The 15,328-nt window shown below is 67.2% G+C and carries 15 protein-coding genes; 7 read left to right on the forward strand and 8 right to left on the reverse strand.

The annotated features are described in order from the left end of the window. Positions 1-35 precede the first annotated feature (35 nt). Positions 36-800, forward strand: coding sequence for a sulfite exporter TauE/SafE family protein (locus A7V84_RS03120; protein ID WP_025512676.1), 765 nt, complete (start codon positions 36-38; stop codon positions 798-800). Positions 801-876: 76 nt separating this feature from the next. Then, a complete protein-coding gene (locus A7V84_RS03125; RefSeq protein ID WP_025512675.1) occupies positions 877-1,461 on the forward strand; it encodes an NUDIX domain-containing protein in 585 nt (194 codons plus the stop codon). Positions 1,462-1,471: 10 nt separating this feature from the next. Here the strand turns inward: A7V84_RS03125 and A7V84_RS03130 are convergent, their stop codons facing one another. Together A7V84_RS03130 and A7V84_RS03135 are read right to left on the reverse strand one after the other, a co-directional pair. Continuing rightward, positions 1,472-2,584: a hypothetical protein gene (locus A7V84_RS03130; protein WP_063492497.1), complete on the reverse strand. Its 1,113-nt coding sequence runs from the start codon at positions 2,582-2,584 to the stop codon at positions 1,472-1,474. Positions 2,585-2,591: 7 nt separating this feature from the next. Then, entirely contained in the window at positions 2,592-3,320 is a 729-nt protein-coding gene (locus A7V84_RS03135) for a helix-turn-helix domain-containing protein (RefSeq protein ID WP_025512673.1), read from the reverse strand. A gap of 311 nt (positions 3,321-3,631) precedes the next feature. On the opposite strand from A7V84_RS03135, the gene clpB reads away from it, so the two are divergent. Next, on the forward strand, positions 3,632-6,235 hold the full coding sequence (clpB, locus tag A7V84_RS03140; protein ID WP_025512672.1) for an ATP-dependent chaperone ClpB: 2,604 nt from the start codon (positions 3,632-3,634) through the stop codon (positions 6,233-6,235). A 94-nt stretch (positions 6,236-6,329) separates the two neighbouring features. Here the strand turns inward: clpB and A7V84_RS03145 are convergent, their stop codons facing one another. Next, positions 6,330-7,274 (reverse strand): LysR family transcriptional regulator, encoded by a 945-nt coding sequence (locus A7V84_RS03145; RefSeq protein ID WP_025512671.1) that lies wholly within the window; start codon positions 7,272-7,274, stop codon positions 6,330-6,332. 109 nt (positions 7,275-7,383) lie between these two features. On the opposite strand from A7V84_RS03145, the gene A7V84_RS03150 reads away from it, so the two are divergent. Both A7V84_RS03150 and A7V84_RS03155 read left to right on the forward strand, forming a co-directional pair. Beyond that, positions 7,384-8,826: an N-acyl-D-amino-acid deacylase family protein gene (locus tag A7V84_RS03150; protein ID WP_025512670.1), complete on the forward strand. Its 1,443-nt coding sequence runs from the start codon at positions 7,384-7,386 to the stop codon at positions 8,824-8,826. A 38-nt stretch (positions 8,827-8,864) separates the two neighbouring features. Beyond that, complete coding sequence (locus tag A7V84_RS03155) at positions 8,865-9,824, forward strand: tripartite tricarboxylate transporter substrate binding protein BugE (RefSeq protein ID WP_033534482.1); 960 nt, start codon at positions 8,865-8,867, stop codon at positions 9,822-9,824. 38 nt (positions 9,825-9,862) lie between these two features. On the opposite strand, the gene A7V84_RS03160 is transcribed toward A7V84_RS03155, so the two are convergent. The 5 genes from A7V84_RS03160 to A7V84_RS03180 are packed head-to-tail and all read right to left on the reverse strand — an operon-like array spanning position 9,863 to position 14,196. Next, on the reverse strand, positions 9,863-11,191 hold the full coding sequence (locus A7V84_RS03160) for a sulfite reductase subunit alpha (RefSeq protein WP_063492496.1): 1,329 nt from the start codon (positions 11,189-11,191) through the stop codon (positions 9,863-9,865). Further along, a complete protein-coding gene (locus A7V84_RS03165) occupies positions 11,188-12,201 on the reverse strand; it encodes an FAD:protein FMN transferase (RefSeq protein ID WP_063492495.1) in 1,014 nt (337 codons plus the stop codon). Before A7V84_RS03165 ends, A7V84_RS03160 begins: the two co-directional genes overlap by 4 nt. Before the next feature lie 8 nt (positions 12,202-12,209). Then, a complete protein-coding gene (locus A7V84_RS03170) occupies positions 12,210-13,010 on the reverse strand; it encodes a DUF4198 domain-containing protein (RefSeq protein WP_025512666.1) in 801 nt (266 codons plus the stop codon). Between the two features lie 27 nt (positions 13,011-13,037). Next, positions 13,038-13,553 carry a DUF2271 domain-containing protein gene (locus A7V84_RS03175; RefSeq protein WP_025512665.1) on the reverse strand — a complete coding sequence of 172 codons (516 nt, stop codon included), beginning with the start codon at positions 13,551-13,553 and terminating at the stop codon, positions 13,038-13,040. Positions 13,554-13,575: 22 nt separating this feature from the next. Beyond that, a complete protein-coding gene (locus A7V84_RS03180; RefSeq protein WP_063492494.1) occupies positions 13,576-14,196 on the reverse strand; it encodes a PepSY-associated TM helix domain-containing protein in 621 nt (206 codons plus the stop codon). Between the two features lie 163 nt (positions 14,197-14,359). On the opposite strand from A7V84_RS03180, the gene A7V84_RS03185 reads away from it, so the two are divergent. After that, on the forward strand, positions 14,360-14,917 hold the full coding sequence (locus A7V84_RS03185; RefSeq protein ID WP_025512663.1) for an HdeD family acid-resistance protein: 558 nt from the start codon (positions 14,360-14,362) through the stop codon (positions 14,915-14,917). A 20-nt stretch (positions 14,918-14,937) separates the two neighbouring features. Beyond that, positions 14,938-15,324 (forward strand): fluoride efflux transporter CrcB, encoded by a 387-nt coding sequence (gene crcB, locus A7V84_RS03190; RefSeq protein WP_025512662.1) that lies wholly within the window; start codon positions 14,938-14,940, stop codon positions 15,322-15,324. Positions 15,325-15,328 lie beyond the last annotated feature (4 nt).

Consider the following 15,328-nt stretch of genomic DNA (forward strand, 5'->3'; position numbering starts at 1 on the left):
TCAAGGAGCGCCCTGGGACGCATGATGGCGCCATCATGCAGATATTCACAGACTTCTTCTCACACGCAGGCTGGTTGGTGTCGCTGGCGATCCTGGGCGCTTTCTTGCTGGCCGGCTTCGTCAAGGGCTGTATCGGCCTGGGCATGCCGACGGTGGCGGTGGGGTTGCTCAGCATGGCCATGCCGGCGCCTCAGGCGGCCGCGCTTCTGGTGGTGCCGGCGGTCATCACCAACATCTGGCAGATGTCGGCGGGCGGGCAGTTCGTGAGCCTGACGCGGCGGCTCGCGCCGCTGCTGGTGGGGGTTTGCGTGGGCAACGCGGCCGGGGTGGTGGTGTTCGCCGGTGTCAGCGCGGTGGGCGCGGCCAATGTGCTGGGCGGCGCGCTGATCTGCTATGCGGCCCTGGGCCTGTCGCCCATGGTGTTGCGGGTGCCGCCGCGGATCGAAGGTCGTCTGGGCGGGGTCTGCGGGCTGCTGACCGGGATGATCACCGCGGTCACCGGCGTATTCGTGTTGCCTTCGGTGCCTTACCTTCAGGCGCTGCAGCTGGACCGCCATGCCCTGGTGCAAGGCATGGGCATCGCCTTCATGGTGTCCACCCTGGCCATGGCCGGCGGCCTGATCTATGACGGTGAGCTGGGCGTCATGCAGGCCGGCGCGTCGCTGGTGGCCCTGCTGCCGGCGATGGTCGGCATGGGGATCGGCCAGGCGCTGCGCCGGCGCATCAGCGAGCGGGCCTTCAAGCATGGGTTCTTTATTGCCCTGGCGTTATTGGGCATCAGCCTGCTGTTCAAGTCCTGAGACGGGACACGCGGGTGGTACAGTCACTGCGCGCGCCGGATGGGCCGGCGCAGTTTCCGTAGCGTGACTGTTTCCTATGCCTATCGATTCTCAAGAGTCGCACTTGTTCGAGCGCCAGGAAAGCGGCGAACTGGTCTATGACGGCCGTTTTCTCAAAGTCAGGCGCGATATGGTGCGCCTGCCCAACGGGCGCGAGGCTTCGCGCGAGTACGTGGTGCATCCGGGCGCCGTGGTGGTGTTGCCCTTGCTCGACGATGGCCGCGTCCTGCTGGAACGCCAGTTCCGTTATCCCATCGGCCAGGTGATGACCGAGTTCCCGGCCGGCAAACTGGATCCGGGCGAAGATCCGCTGGCCTGTGCCAAGCGGGAATTGTTCGAGGAGACCGGCTATACCGCGGCCGAGTGGGCCAAGGCGGGGGCCTTGCACCTGGCCATCGCTTATTCGACCGAGATCATCCACATCTTTTTCGCCCGTGGCTTGCGCGCCGGCGAGCGCCAGCTCGACGAGGATGAGTTCCTCGATGTGCACAGCGCCAGCCTGCCGGAACTGCTGCAGGCCAGCCGCGCAGGCGCCGTAACCGATGCCAAGACGCTGACCTGCCTGCTGTGGCTGCAGAACGTCATGGCAGGTGACTGGTCGCTGGACTGGCAGGCGGCCTGAGGCAGCAGCGTCAGCGCGCCGGGATCGGCCGGCAGGGCGCGCCGTCCGGCAGCGGCATGCTGTCGCTGCCCAGCAGCGCGCGCGCGCCGCAGGTCGAGGCGTACATGCTTGCCACCACGTGGCCGACATCCACCACTTCTTCGGCGCGGTGGCGCTGCGCCGGCCAGGCGGGCTGGCGGCTGGCACGCCATTGCTCCTGACGCCAGAAGCCCAGGCCGCGCGCCCAGCGCGTGGCGCCCTGGGCTTCGGCGCCGCAGCTCTTGTCCAGGAACTGGTGTTCGGGGTTGTTGTCGGCGCCGCCCAGCAGGTACACGACATGACGCGCCATGTAGCGCGCAGCCAGGCGGCTGCGATCCACTGCCGGAAGATAGGCCGGCAGGGCATCCAGGCCGTACTTGTATTGGTTATAGGTAGGGCAGATGCCGCGCTCGTAGGGGGCGAAACCCTTGCCGTCCGTGCGTGGCCGGTCGGCCGACAGATACAGATAGGAAGACGGGTTGGCCACGACGTACTGCAGCGTCAGCCCCTGGCGGCGCAGGGCCGGCTCGGCATGGTTCAGCACCGCATAACGCTGCACCAGCTGGCCGCCGGCCGAGTGGCCGGCCAGCACGACGTGCTGCAGCGAAGGCAGGCGTTGCGGATCCGTCAGTGCGTGCAGCAGGTCATCGAGCACCTGCATCGAACCGATCGGGGCCGGGCGGCCGCGGGCCTGCAGGCTGGGTTCGCCATCTTCCCAGCTGTTGCGACGCCAGGCCGGCATGGCGCCGAACCCGATGTCCACGGCGCTGGGAAACTTGGGCGCGACGATCAGGGTATCGTCGCGGCGCGCAGGGTTGGCCGTCAGCAGCGCCTGGGCAGCCAGGTAGGCGCCGGCGGCGTCACGCTTGACGCCATGCACCACGATCACCAGACGGCGGATCTCGTGCAGGGAACCGGCATCCAGCGCCCGGTTGGCATAGACGGGAAACGGGTAGGCGGCGGCTGCGCCCAGTGTCAGCGCCTGCCAGGCCGGGGCGGCCGGCACCTTGGCCGGCACCGGCGGGTGATAGGGGTCATGGCCTGCATGGCTGGCTGTGCTCAGGGCGGCGGCCAGCCAGGCGATACTGAGGCGGCGCATCGCCATGCCGGGTTCAACAGTGCTCGTGGCCCAGCAGCTGCCGCAGGCCGGCCACGTCCTGCAGACGCACTTCACGTTGGTTGATGCGGATCAGCCCTTCGCGTCCGAAGCGCGAAAACAGCCGGCTGACGGTCTCCAGGGTCAGGCCCAGGTAGTTGCCGATTTCCTCCCGGCTCATGCGCAGCACGAACTCGGTCGAGGAATAGCCCAGTGTGGTGTAACGCTGCGACAGATTCAGCAGGAAGGCGGCCAGGCGCTGCTCCGAGCGCATCGAGCCGAGCGTGGCCAGCATCTGGTGCGAGCGGCCGATCTCGCGGCTCATGAGACGGCGGAACTGCTGCTGCAGGCTGGGCAGGTGTGCGGACACCCGGTCGATTTCGGCCAGCCGGATGACGCATACCTCGGAGTCTTCCAGCGCCACCGCATTGGAGATATGGCGCGACTCCAGGATGCCATCCAGGCCGACGATTTCGCCGGGCAGGTGAAAACCGGTGATCTGGAATTGCCCGGTGGCGTCTTCCAGTTGTGTCTTGAGCGAACCGTAGCGCAGGCCATAGACCGCATCCAGGGGCGAGTCCAGCTCGTAAAGGGTTTTGCCCTTTTCGACCCGCACGCGTTCCTTGACGAGATCGTCCAGTTTCTCCACTTCGGAGGCAGCCATGCCAACCGGGATGCAGACATGACCAAGCATGCAGCTGGAGCAATGGGCGGCGTCAGGCGCAATGGGAACCCGCTTTTGCATTCGTAACCTCGTGGGAAGATGCCGGCTCTGGTAACTGGCGCGGCTTAGTTGTTATTTATATCGTTACATTGTAGTCCCCCGGCGCGAAACGCGCCCGGGCGGCACGGCGGCGGCCGGGTCCAGGCCCCGGAGCAGCGGAAAACGTTCTATGCTCGGGAGGCGTCGCGCAAGTCAATGCGGCGCGCTGCAAGTCGATTTTCAGGGTGTGTGTCAAGCAGCTCTTGAAATGTCCCTGTTTGGCCGCACATTTAGGTCATCGAGCCGGCTGACTCTGCTGTCTGGCGTGGCTCTTCAACTGCCAACCGACCATTATGCGATTCGACAAACTGACTACGAAATTTCAGCAGGCGCTGGCCGACGCTCAGAGTCTGGCCGCCCGCAACGACAACCCTTATATCGAACCGGTCCACGTGCTGGCGGCGCTGCTGAGCGATGCCGACAGCGGCACCGGCAGCCTGCTGGCGCGCGCCGGCGTGGCCGTCAACCGTCTGCAGCCTGCGCTGGAGACGGCGCTGCGCGCCTTGCCGCAAGTCTCCGGCGACGACAACGTCCAGGTCAGCCGCGACCTGCAGTCTGTCTTCACCCGCACCGACAAAGAGGCCGCGCGCCGGGGCGATACGTTCATCGCCAGCGAATTGTTCCTGCTGGCGCTGGCCGACGACAAAGGCGAGGCCGGCCGCGCGCTGCGCGACGCCGGGCTGCAGAAAAAAGCCCTCGAAGCCGCCATCGACGCGGTGCGCGGGGGCGAGAAAGTCTCCGAGGCCGACGGCGAGTCCAACCGCGAAGCGCTTTCCAAGTACACGCTGGACCTCACCGAGCGCGCCCGCGAGGGCAAGCTGGACCCGGTGATCGGGCGTGACGACGAGATCCGCCGCACCATCCAGATCCTGCAGCGCCGCACCAAGAACAACCCCGTGCTGATCGGCGAGCCCGGTGTGGGCAAGACGGCCATCGTCGAGGGACTGGCCCAGCGTATCGTCAACGACGAGGTTCCCGAGACCCTGCGCGGCAAGCGCGTGCTTTCGCTCGACCTGGCCGGGCTGCTGGCAGGGGCGAAGTTCCGCGGTGAATTCGAAGAGCGCCTGAAGGCTGTGCTCAAGGAACTGTCGCAGGATGATGGCCAGAACATCGTGTTCATCGACGAGTTGCACACCATGGTCGGCGCCGGCAAGGCCGAGGGCGCGATGGACGCCGGCAACATGCTCAAGCCGGCATTGGCGCGCGGCGAGTTGCACTGCATCGGCGCGACTACGTTGGACGAATACCGCAAGTACATCGAGAAGGATGCTGCGCTGGAGCGCCGTTTCCAGAAAGTGCTGGTGGGCGAGCCCGATGTCGAGTCGACCATCGCCATCCTGCGGGGGCTGCAGGAGCGTTATGAGATCCACCACGGCGTGGACATCACCGACCCCGCCATCGTGGCGGCGGCGGAACTGTCGCACCGTTACATCACCGATCGCTTCCTGCCGGACAAGGCCATCGACCTGATCGACGAGGCCGCGTCGCGCATCCGCATGGAGATCGACTCCAAGCCGGAAGTGATGGACAAGCTCGACCGCCGCATCATCCAGCTCAAGATCGAGCGCGAGGCCGTCAAGAAGGAAACCGACGACGCCTCCAAGCGCCGTCTGGCTGCCATCGAGGAGGAACTCGAGCGGCTGCAGCGGGAGTACAACGATTACGAGGAAATCTGGAAGGCCGAGAAAGCCGCCGTGCAGGGCGCGCAATCCATCAAGGAAGAAATCGATCGCGTGCGCGCCGAGATGGCCGAGCTGCAGCGCAAGGGTCAGTTCGACAAGCTGGCCGAACTTCAGTATGGCAAGCTGCCCGAGCTCGAGGCGCGGCTGAAGGCGGCCGACATGGCCGAGGAAGATGCCGAGCGCGCCGACGCGGACGCCGGCAAGCCGCGCCTGTTGCGCACGCACGTGGGCGCCGAGGAAATCGCTGAAGTGGTCTCGCGGGCCACGGGGATCCCGGTGTCCAAGATGATGGAAGGCGAGCGCGACAAACTGCTGCACATGGAAGATGCCCTGCATCAGCGCGTGGTCGGGCAGGACGAGGCGGTATCGCTGGTGGCCGACGCCATCCGCCGTTCGCGCGCTGGCCTGGCCGACCCGTCCAAGCCCTATGGTTCCTTCCTGTTCCTGGGGCCGACCGGCGTGGGCAAGACCGAGCTGACTCGCGCGCTGGCCAACTTCCTGTTCGACTCGGATGAGCATCTGATCCGTATCGACATGAGCGAGTTCATGGAGAAGCACTCGGTGGCCCGCCTGATCGGCGCGCCTCCGGGCTATGTGGGCTACGAAGAGGGCGGTTACCTGACCGAGGCGGTGCGTCGCAAACCGTACAGCGTGGTGCTGCTCGACGAGGTCGAGAAGGCACACCCGGATGTCTTCAACGTGTTGCTGCAGGTGCTTGACGATGGCCGCCTGACCGATGGGCAGGGCCGTACGGTGGACTTCCGCAACACGGTCATCGTGATGACGTCCAACCTCGGTTCGCAGCATATCCAGAGCATGACGGGCAAGCCTTACGAGGTGATCAAGGATGTGGTGATGGAAGAGCTCAAGCAGACGCTGCGGCCTGAATTCCTGAACCGTATCGACGAGGTCGTGGTGTTCCATGCCCTGGACGCCCAGCACATCGAGTCGATCGCCGGCATCCAGCTCAAGCGCCTGGCCAGCCGCCTGGAGCAGCAGGAAATGACGCTGGAAGTCAGCGATGCGGCACTGGCGGAAATCGCCCGGGCCGGTTTCGACCCGGTGTTCGGCGCCCGCCCGCTCAAGCGTGCCATCCAGCAGCAGATCGAGAACCCGGTCGCCAAGCTGATCCTGCAAGGCGTCTTCGGGCCGCGCGATGTGGTGCCGGTGGACTTCCGCGACGGCAAGTTCACCTTCACCCGCACGCTGCAGTAAGCAGCTTTCCCGCAAAGAAAAACCGGCTCCCAGGAGCCGGTTTTTTTCTGCCGGGCAGGTCGTTGGGGCCGGCGGGCAGCGCTTGCGATCAGTTTCACAGGCGGCGGCAGCCCTCGGGCAGCTGTCCATGGCGCACCTGCTCGCGGATTTCCTGCATCAGGGCGGCAGCAGCCGGGCTGGGGGCGCGTTCATGAGGGTGCAGCAGGCAGAGCACCCGCAACATGGTGGGCCGCGACAGCATGGTGAAGGCCAGACCGGGCAGCATCACGCGGTGCGCAGCCAGCGCCGGCAGCAGCGCCACGCCCAGGCCTGCCTGCACCAGCGCTGCCTGCGAGGTCGTGCTGGAGGCCTCGTAGAACGGGGCGGCCGCTTCGATCGGCAGGTCGGCGCGCGCGCGCAGCAGCGCCATGATGCCGGTTTCGTCGACCACGCCGACCAGCTTGCGCGAGGCCAGGCTGCGCCAGGACATGAAACCGTCCTTGCCCGGACGCAGCTCGGCATCATCACTGCGGTACAGCACGCCGAAACGATCCTCGATGAGGGGTTCGAAGTTCAGGCCCGGCGCATCGGCCCAGCGGCTGGTCAGCCCGAAATCCACTTCGCCGGCGCTGACCTGGCGCTGGATGCGGCCGGAGTTGTCATCGCGCAGATAGAGGCGCACGCCCGGATAGCGCCGGGCATAGGCGGCTGCCGCCGGCGCAATGATCTCGGTGATGGCAGAGGGCGCCGCAGCCACGGCCACCCGGCCGCGCTGCATGGAGCCGTAGCGGATCGCATCGTCGATGGCGCCGTCGAAATCGGCAAGCAGACGCAGCACCCGGGGCAGGAAATCGTGGCCGAGCTGGGTCAGCAGCACCCGGCGGCTGGTGCGCTCGAACAGGGTGGCGCCCAACGCCGTTTCCAGCTGGCGAACCAGCGTCGTGACCGACGACTGGGTCTGGAACAGGCGTTTGGCCGCGTGTGTGAAGCTGTTTTCCTGGGCCACGGCCACGAAAGCGTTGAGGTGTTTGAGCGTGACGTGCTTGGGCAGGCGATTCATTACAAAATCCGATAGATGGATCAACTTAAACAATTTTCCCAGATTGGTCGCAGCACCGATACTGCGCGCTTACCGCGCCGGAAGGTCTGGCGCGGCCAGCCAGAACACAATGAGCCATCCCTTGCCTGACATGACCGACCTTATTTTCCGTAACGCAGAACTGATCGATGGCAGCGGCGGCGAACGCCGCCGGGCCGACCTGGCGGTGCAGGGCGACCGCATCGTGGCGATCGGCGAGCTGGGCGGATTGCGGGCACGTCAGGAAATCGATGCCCGCGGGCGGGTGCTGGCCCCGGGGTTCATCGACGTGCATGGCCATGACGACCTGATGTTCGTCGAGAGGCCGGATCTGCGCTGGAAGACCAGTCAGGGCATCACCACGGTGATCGTGGGCAACTGCGGCGTGAGCGGCGCACCGGCGCCGCGCCCGGGCAACACCGCAGCCGCCCTGGCGCTGCTGGGCGAGACGCCGCTGTTTGCGGGCATGGCGCCGTTTCTGGCCGAGCTGGAGCGCCGGCGTCCCATGATCAATGTGGCCGCGCTGGTCGGGCATGCCAACCTGCGCCTGGCCTGCATGGACGACCCGCTGGCCGCGCCCACCGCCCAGGAACAGGCTGCCATGGAAAACCTGCTGGAGGAATCGCTGCGCGCCGGCGCGGTCGGGTTCAGCACCGGCTTGGCCTATGAACCGGGCGGGCGTGCCGGGCTTGCCGAACTGCAGGGCCTGGCCCGCGTGGCGGCCCGGCACCGCGCGCTGCATACCAGCCATATCCGCAACGAAGGCGATGCGGTCGAACAGGCGGTGCGCGAGGTGCTAGAGATCGGCCGCGCCAGTGGCTGCGCCACGGTGCTGTCGCATCACAAATGCATGATGCCGGCCAACTGGGGCAAGAGTCGCAACACCCTGGCCGACATCGACCGCGCGCGCGCCGATGGGCTGGAGGTCGGCCTGGACATGTACCCCTATCCGGGGAGCTCCACCATCCTGATCCCCGAACGTGCCGAGCTGATCGAGCGCATCCGCGTGACGTGGTCGCAGCCGCATCCGGAATGCAGCGGGCGCGATCTGGACGATATCGCCCGGGAGTGGGGTTGCGACAAGACCACGGCGGCGCGTCGCCTGCTGCCTGCCGGGGCCATCTATTTCGCCATGGACGAGGCGGAGGTGCAGCGCATCTTCCAGCATCCGGGCTGCATGGTCGGCTCCGATGGCCTGCCCAATGACGCGCATCCGCATCCGCGCCTGTGGGGCAGTTTCACGCGCGTGCTGGGCCGTTTCGTGCGCGAAGCCGGTCTGATGACGCTGGAGGCGGCCATCGCTCGCATGACGAGCTTGCCCGCGCGCGTCTACGGCCTGCAAGACCGTGGCCGGCTTGGCGTGGGGGCCCATGCCGATCTGGTGCTGTTCGATCCGGCCAGCGTGGCCGATCAGGCCACCTGGGAGCAGCCCACGCTGCCGTCGATCGGCATCGAGGGCGTCTGGGTCAATGGCGCCAGCGTATTTCCCGATGCTGCTGCTGCCCGTCCGGGGCGGGTGCTGCGCTCGGCTTGAGCTGTTCTTTTCAATAATCCTGACAGGAGACAACAACCATGTTGCGCAAATCCCTTGCCGCCGTCGCGCTCAGTGCCGTGGCGCTGAGCGTGCACGCCGCCTTCCCGGATCGTCCCATCACTCTCATCGTGCCTTTCCCGGCAGGCGGGCCTACCGACATCGTGGGCCGCGTGGCGGCCGCCAAGGCCGGCGAGATCCTCGGCCAGCAGGTGGTGGTCGAGAACCGCACCGGCGCCTCGGGCACCATCGGCATGAGCGCGACCGCACGCGCCAAACCCGATGGCTACACCGTGGGCCTGGCCACCGTGTCCACCCATGGCACCGCGCCGCATCTGTATCCGACGCTGAACTACGATCCGATCAAGGATTTCACGCCCATCAGCAACCTGGTGACCAGCCCCAACATCCTGGCCGTCAATCCGGCCTTCGAAGCCAAGGAACTGGCCGGCTTCGTGGAGCAGGTGCGCGCCAACCCCAACAAGTACGGGTATGCCAACGCGGGCGCGGGCGGCATCAATGACCTGGGCATGATCTGGTTCCTGCAGCTGATCGGCGGCAAGATGGACAGCATCTCCTACCGAGGCTCCGCGCCGGCCCTGACGGATACCGTGTCGGGCGTGGTTCCGGTGATCTTCGACAACTTCCCGTCTTCGCTGCCCTACGTCAAGAGCGGTCATCTGCGGCCGTTGGCCATCACCGGCAGCGAGCGCAATGCCCGCCTGCCGGATGTGCCGACTTTCGCCGAGCAGGGCTACAAGGACTACGACGTCACGGCCTGGTACGGCGTGGTGGGCCCGGCAGGCTTGCCGCCGGAAATCCGCGATACGCTGGCCAAGGCCTTCATGGAGGCCGTGCGCGACCCTGCCACCGCCGCCAAGATGGAAGATGCGGGCGCCTTTGCGCTGGGCAATTCGCCAGCCGAGTTCGCCGAGCAGATCCAGCGCGAGCATGGCCGCTGGAAGACCGTGATCGAGCAGGGCGGCGTCAAGCTGCAGTAAGTGGGCTGGCGCATGCCTGCCGTCGTGACGCGTCGGTGTCAGTACACGTCGCGGCGCACTCGCCCATCGGCGCGCAGGGTCTGCAGGCCCTGTGCGCCCAGGATGTCTTCGAGGGCCTGGTCCACCCCCCGGGCCATGCCCTGCAGGCTGCCGCACAGCGCGATCACCGCGCCGGCCCCGACCCATTCGCGCAGCAGGGCGGCCCGCTGGCGCAGCCGGTCCTGCACATAGCCCTGGCCCTGTCGCGAATACACCAGGTCCAGTTCCGGCAGCAGCCCCTGGCGCTGCCAGTCCTGCAGCTCATCGCACAGCAGCGCATCGTGGTCGGCATGGCGTTCGCCGAAGACCAGCCAGTTGCGGCCGTGGCCGCGCGCCGCGCGGGCCTTGAGCCAGGCGCGCAGGCCGGCCAGCCCCGTGCCATTGCCGATCAGTACGAGCGGGAAGTCCCCCGGCGGAAGATGAAAGCCGGGGTTGCTGCGCAAGCGCAGCGCCACCTTGCCATCGATTGGGCAGCGTTCAGTCAGCCAGCCGCTGCCCAGACCCGGCTCGCCCCGGGCGTTGCGCTGTTGACGCACCAGCAGCTGGACGCAGCCGTCAGCCGGCAGGCTTGCGATGGAGTAGTCGCGCGGGGCCTGCAGGTCTGCCTGCGGGGTGCTGCGCGGCGCGATCTCGGCAATGTCGCCAGCCTGCCACTGAAGGGCCTCGGTGTTCAGGGGCCGCAGTTCGATGAGATAGCAGGGACCGCCGGCGCTGCCCGGATTGAGCAGCCGGCGCACGGCCAGGCGCCAGTCCGTGTAGGCGGGTGGCTGCCAGTCGGCGGGCGAGGCGCCGGTGAGTTCGCTCAGCGTCCGTTGCCAACGCTGCAGGGCCGTTGGCGCGCTGCGATCGGCCTCGATGCGTTCGGCCAGCGGTCGCGCACCTTGTGTCATCAGCCACTGGTCGAGCTGGCGGCCAAAGCCGCAGAAGTGTTTGTAGCTGCTGTCGCCCAGCGCCAGCAGCGCATAGCGCAAGCCGCCGAGCGCGAGTGTCTCGGGCATCACCCGTTGCACGAAATGCGCCGCGCCGTCCGGAGCATCGCCTTCCCCTGAGGTGCTGGCGATGAAGAGCGCATGCGTGGCGCGCGCGAGCAGGGCGGCGTCGGCCTGGTTGAGCGAGAGCGTCTGGGCCCGCTGGCCGGCGGCCTGCAGTACGGTTGCGCTCTGTTCGGCCAGGGCCTGTGCCTGGCCCGACTGACTGGCATGGATCACCAGCCAGCCGGCCGGGTCGGCCACCGGCCGGCGGCGGGCGTGCGCCTGGCGCCAGGCGCGCCAGCTCAGCAGTATCCAGGCGGCCACCAGCAGCGCGGCCGCGCCCCAGCGCAGCATCATGGGCCGGCGACGTCCAGTTCAAGAAAGGCCGGGCTGGGCGAGCACCGCAGGCCGTGGGCGCTGCGCACGATGAACAGTGCAGCCAGGCGATGCTGGCGCGCATAGGCCAGTCCCGCTTCGTGGCCCATGACATTGAGTGCGGTGGCCAGGGCGTCGGCCTGCATGCAACCGTCCGGATGCACTACCGTGACCGAGGCCAGATCGTTATCGAGGGGCAGGCCGCTGCGGGGGTCCAGGGTATGGCCATAGCGGCGCGCCCCGTGCGTGGCGTAGCGCCGGTAGTCGCCCGAGGTCGCGATGGACTGCCCCTGCAGCGCGATGCTCAGAGCGTGGTCGCCGCTGGCGTCGGGAACCTCGATCGCCACCCGCCAGGGCAGGCCGTCGGGGCGCAGGCCCCGGGCCCGCAGTTCGCCGCCGACCTCCACCAGATAGTGCCGCAGGCCCAGCGCATCCAGCGCCCAGGCGGCGCAGTCCACGCCGTATCCTTTGGCGATGGCGGACAGATCGAGCTGCAGTACGCCGGGTTGCCAGCCCAGGCCGCGCGAGCGGTCCAGCGCCAATCGTCGCCAGCCGCAGCGCTGGCCGGCATCGGCCAGCCGGGCTGCCGAAGGCGGCTCGGAAATCCCGCGCCGTGGCCCGAAGCCCCACAAATTCACCCATTCGCCCAGCGTCGGGTCACAGGCGCCCTGCGTGTCGCGGGCCAGTCGCAGGGCGTAATCCAGTACGTGCAGCAAGGCAAGGGGCAAGGGGTGCCAGCCTGTGGGGGCAGCATTGAAGCGCGACAGCGCGGAGCTGCTGTCCCAATGGCTCATTTCGGCCACCACACGATCCAGCGGAGCCTGCAGGGCCTGCTGCAAGACGCGCTGCGACAGCCCCCAGGGCGCACTGGCCCGGGCCGACCAGGTCGTTCCCATGGTGGCGCCGGCCAGCGCCACAGGACGCGCCAGCGCGGCGCCATAGCCGGGCGCCGCGCGTGGAGTGGCCGTCAGGGGGGCGCCGTGCGCTTGCATGCAGGGGCTCAGGGGCGCAGCACTTCCAGCGTGCCGGCATAGCTCATGCGGCGCTTGCTGGCCTTGGGGGCCGTGACCAGGTCGTCCTCGGCGCTGGCCTCGATCCAGTACAGGCCTGGCTGCGGCCACTTCACCTCGAACTGGCCCTGGGCATCGGTTTTCAGGGCGATCTCGCCCACCTGGTCGCGGTAGCGGCTGCCGTCGGGCACGATGTTGACTTCCAGGCCGGCGGCCGGCTTGCCGTCGACCGTCATCTTGAAGGTGGCCGGCTCATCGGAATAGAGATCATTCGGATGGCTTACGGCAAGCAGCTCCAGCCCTTTCCCGGTTGCAGCGATGGGGCTGGGCTTGCCGGCCGTCACGAAGGTTTCCACACGGCCCAGGCTTTGGGTGATGCTCAGATCCTGGGCCTGTGCCGGGACGGCCTTGTCCAGGCCGTCGGCCGCGCCGAAATAGCGCTTGGCCTGGCCGTTTTCTTTCCAGCGCGCAAACACGCCATCGTTGACGACGGCGATGCGATAGGTGCCCGGCTGGGTCAGTTGCACGTCGAAGGTGCTGCGCAGCTTGCCGCGATGGGCGTTCTGGGCTTCTACCTTGGCGCCGTCCGGCGCCACGATCACGAGGTTGTCCAGGCGCAGCGGCGCGTGGTTAATGTAGAACTTGTCGTTGCTGACCACCCCGTCGACGGTGATCCAGCCGTCGGTGCCGGACAACACGGTCGAGGACGGGCGCAGCCAGACGTCATGGGCCTGGGCGGCCAGGGGCAGGGCGAGCATGGCGGCGAGGGCCAGCCGGGCATATCGTTTCATTGTGGATCTCCGTAGCGCGTCAGAATGTCAGGGCTTGATCTGGAGGGCGAATTCGCCCAGTTCGTGCTGGCCCCGGGTCGAGTCCTGGGCCGGACCTTGGGGCGGCCAGCTGAAGGGCAGGCGCAGCATCTCGCGGCCGCCGACTTCGCGTGCCGCCTCCACCACCACGGCGTACTGGCCGGGTTCGAGGCTGGCCAGGGCGCCTTGCTTGTCGGAGAAGCTGAGCGAGTGCTTGCCGACCGGGCGCGTCGCGCCGCTGACCCCGTCGACCGGGAAGGTCTGGTTGCGCCCGCTGCGACGCCACCATTGGCGCATGTCCTTGAGCCACTGGGCGCCTTCGTTGTTCTTCATGGCCACGTCGTACCAGACGGCCAGGTCGCCGGCGGCGCTCTGGTCTTCGCGTTCGATCCAGATGGCGACATAGGGCCGGTGGTACTCGGCCACGTCCAGCCGGGGCACCTCCACCGTGACGTTCAGCTCGGCAGACTGCGCCGTGCGCAGGATGGCGCAGGCAAGCAGGAGGGAAAGCAGGGGTTTGCGCATTTCAGGTCGGGTCCGCACAGAATCAATGGATGAAAAGCAGCGCCAGCACGACCGGGATCACCACCCCCAGGCCCACCATGGGCCAGGTGGCGGCGCGGTGCCCGGCATGCATTTTCAGCAGCACCAGGCCGGTCAGTGAAAACACCAGACAGGCGACGGCGAAAATGTCGAGGAACCAGCTCCAGGCCAGCCCCGTGTGGCGGCCTTTGTGCAGGTCGTTCAGATAGGCGATCCAGCCCCGGTCGGTACGTTCGTATTCGATCTCGCCGCTGTCCAGGGCGATCGACAGCCAGGCGTCGCCGCCGGCGCGCGGCAGCGAGACATACACTTCGTCTGGCGACCATTCCGGCCGGGCGTGCGAGACATCGACGTCGAGTTCGCGTGCCAGCCAGTCACGCGCGCGCCCGGGCAGCGCGGACCCGCCTTGGGCTGCGGCCAGGGCCTTGAGCACCGGCGCCGGCATCTGCGCCTGGCGGGTGACCACCTGCGGTTTGCTGTCGATATGGCTGGCATTGTTCAGGGTCAGCCCGGTGATGGCGAACAGCAGCATGCCCAGCAGGCAGAGCGCCGAGCTGATCCAGTGCCAGGTATGCAGGGTCTTGAGCCAGTAGGCGCGCTGCTGGCCTTGCGAAGAGATGGTCATGGTGCGTTCACGAAGGTGGCGAATTCTAACACTTAATGAGAATTAATCTTAAGCGCGTTGAGATTCCCGAAGGGTGTGACGTAGCGCGGCATGACAAGGGGGACGGGGCAGGGATAAGATAAACCCGGGTATTCCCCCAGGACGCTATGCACAGGAGATGGGCATGATCGGTCAAGACGTTTTGCAGAACATCGGAAAGCAATGGGGTTGGGTGGCGTTGCGCGGTGTCGTCGCGGTGCTGTTCGGCCTCCTGGCCATGTCCATGCCGGGTATCACCCTGGCTGCACTGGTGCTGGTATGGGGGGCCTATGCCCTGGTCGATGGCATCTTTGCGCTGATCGCCGGCTGGCGCATCCGCGACCAGAACAAACCGCTGTGGCCGCTGATTCTGGCCGGCGTGGCGGGTGTGGCCGCCGGTCTGGTGGCGTTTTTCTGGCCCGGAGTCACCGCGCTGGTGCTGCTCTACATCATTGCCTTCTGGGCCATCGTGGGCGGCGCCTTCCAGATCGTCGCGGCGATCCGGTTCCGCAAAGAGATGCAGAATGAGTGGCTGCACGGCCTGTCAGGCGTGATTTCGCTGCTGTTCGGCATCATGCTGCTGGCGCAGCCGGGCGAGGGCGCGCTGGCCCTGATCTGGGCCATCGGGCTGTACTCGGTGTTTTTCGGCGTGCTGCTGCTGGTGCTGGCCGTGCGCATGAAAATCCACGCCGCCAAAGGCTGAGCCACAGGGCCGGGCGCATTGTGCAGACGTTGATACCGCTTAACTTTCTGGCCGTCGGCATCGGTGCGACCTTCGGGGCCTGGCTGCGCTGGTTGATGGGCCTGCGCCTGAACACTGCCGCCTGGCCCTGGGGGACGTTCGCCGTCAATCTGGCCGGCGGCTATCTGATCGGTCTGGTGCTGGGGTTGGTGGCCGCGCATCCGGAGTGGCCGGCCTGGGTGCGTCTGGGCCTGATCACGGGATTTCTGGGCGGCCTGACGACCTTCTCGACGTTTTCGGCCGAGGTAGTCCAGTACCTGGAGCGCGGTCAGTATGGGGCGGCGGGCGCCTATGCCCTGGCCAGCCTGGCGGGATCACTGTGCCTGACCGCCCTTGGCCTGCTGTCGGCCCATTTGCTGATGCGTTAGCCGG

The sequence above is a fragment of the Bordetella trematum genome (assembly GCF_900078335.1).
GTDB lineage: Bacteria > Pseudomonadota > Gammaproteobacteria > Burkholderiales > Burkholderiaceae_B > Bordetella > Bordetella trematum.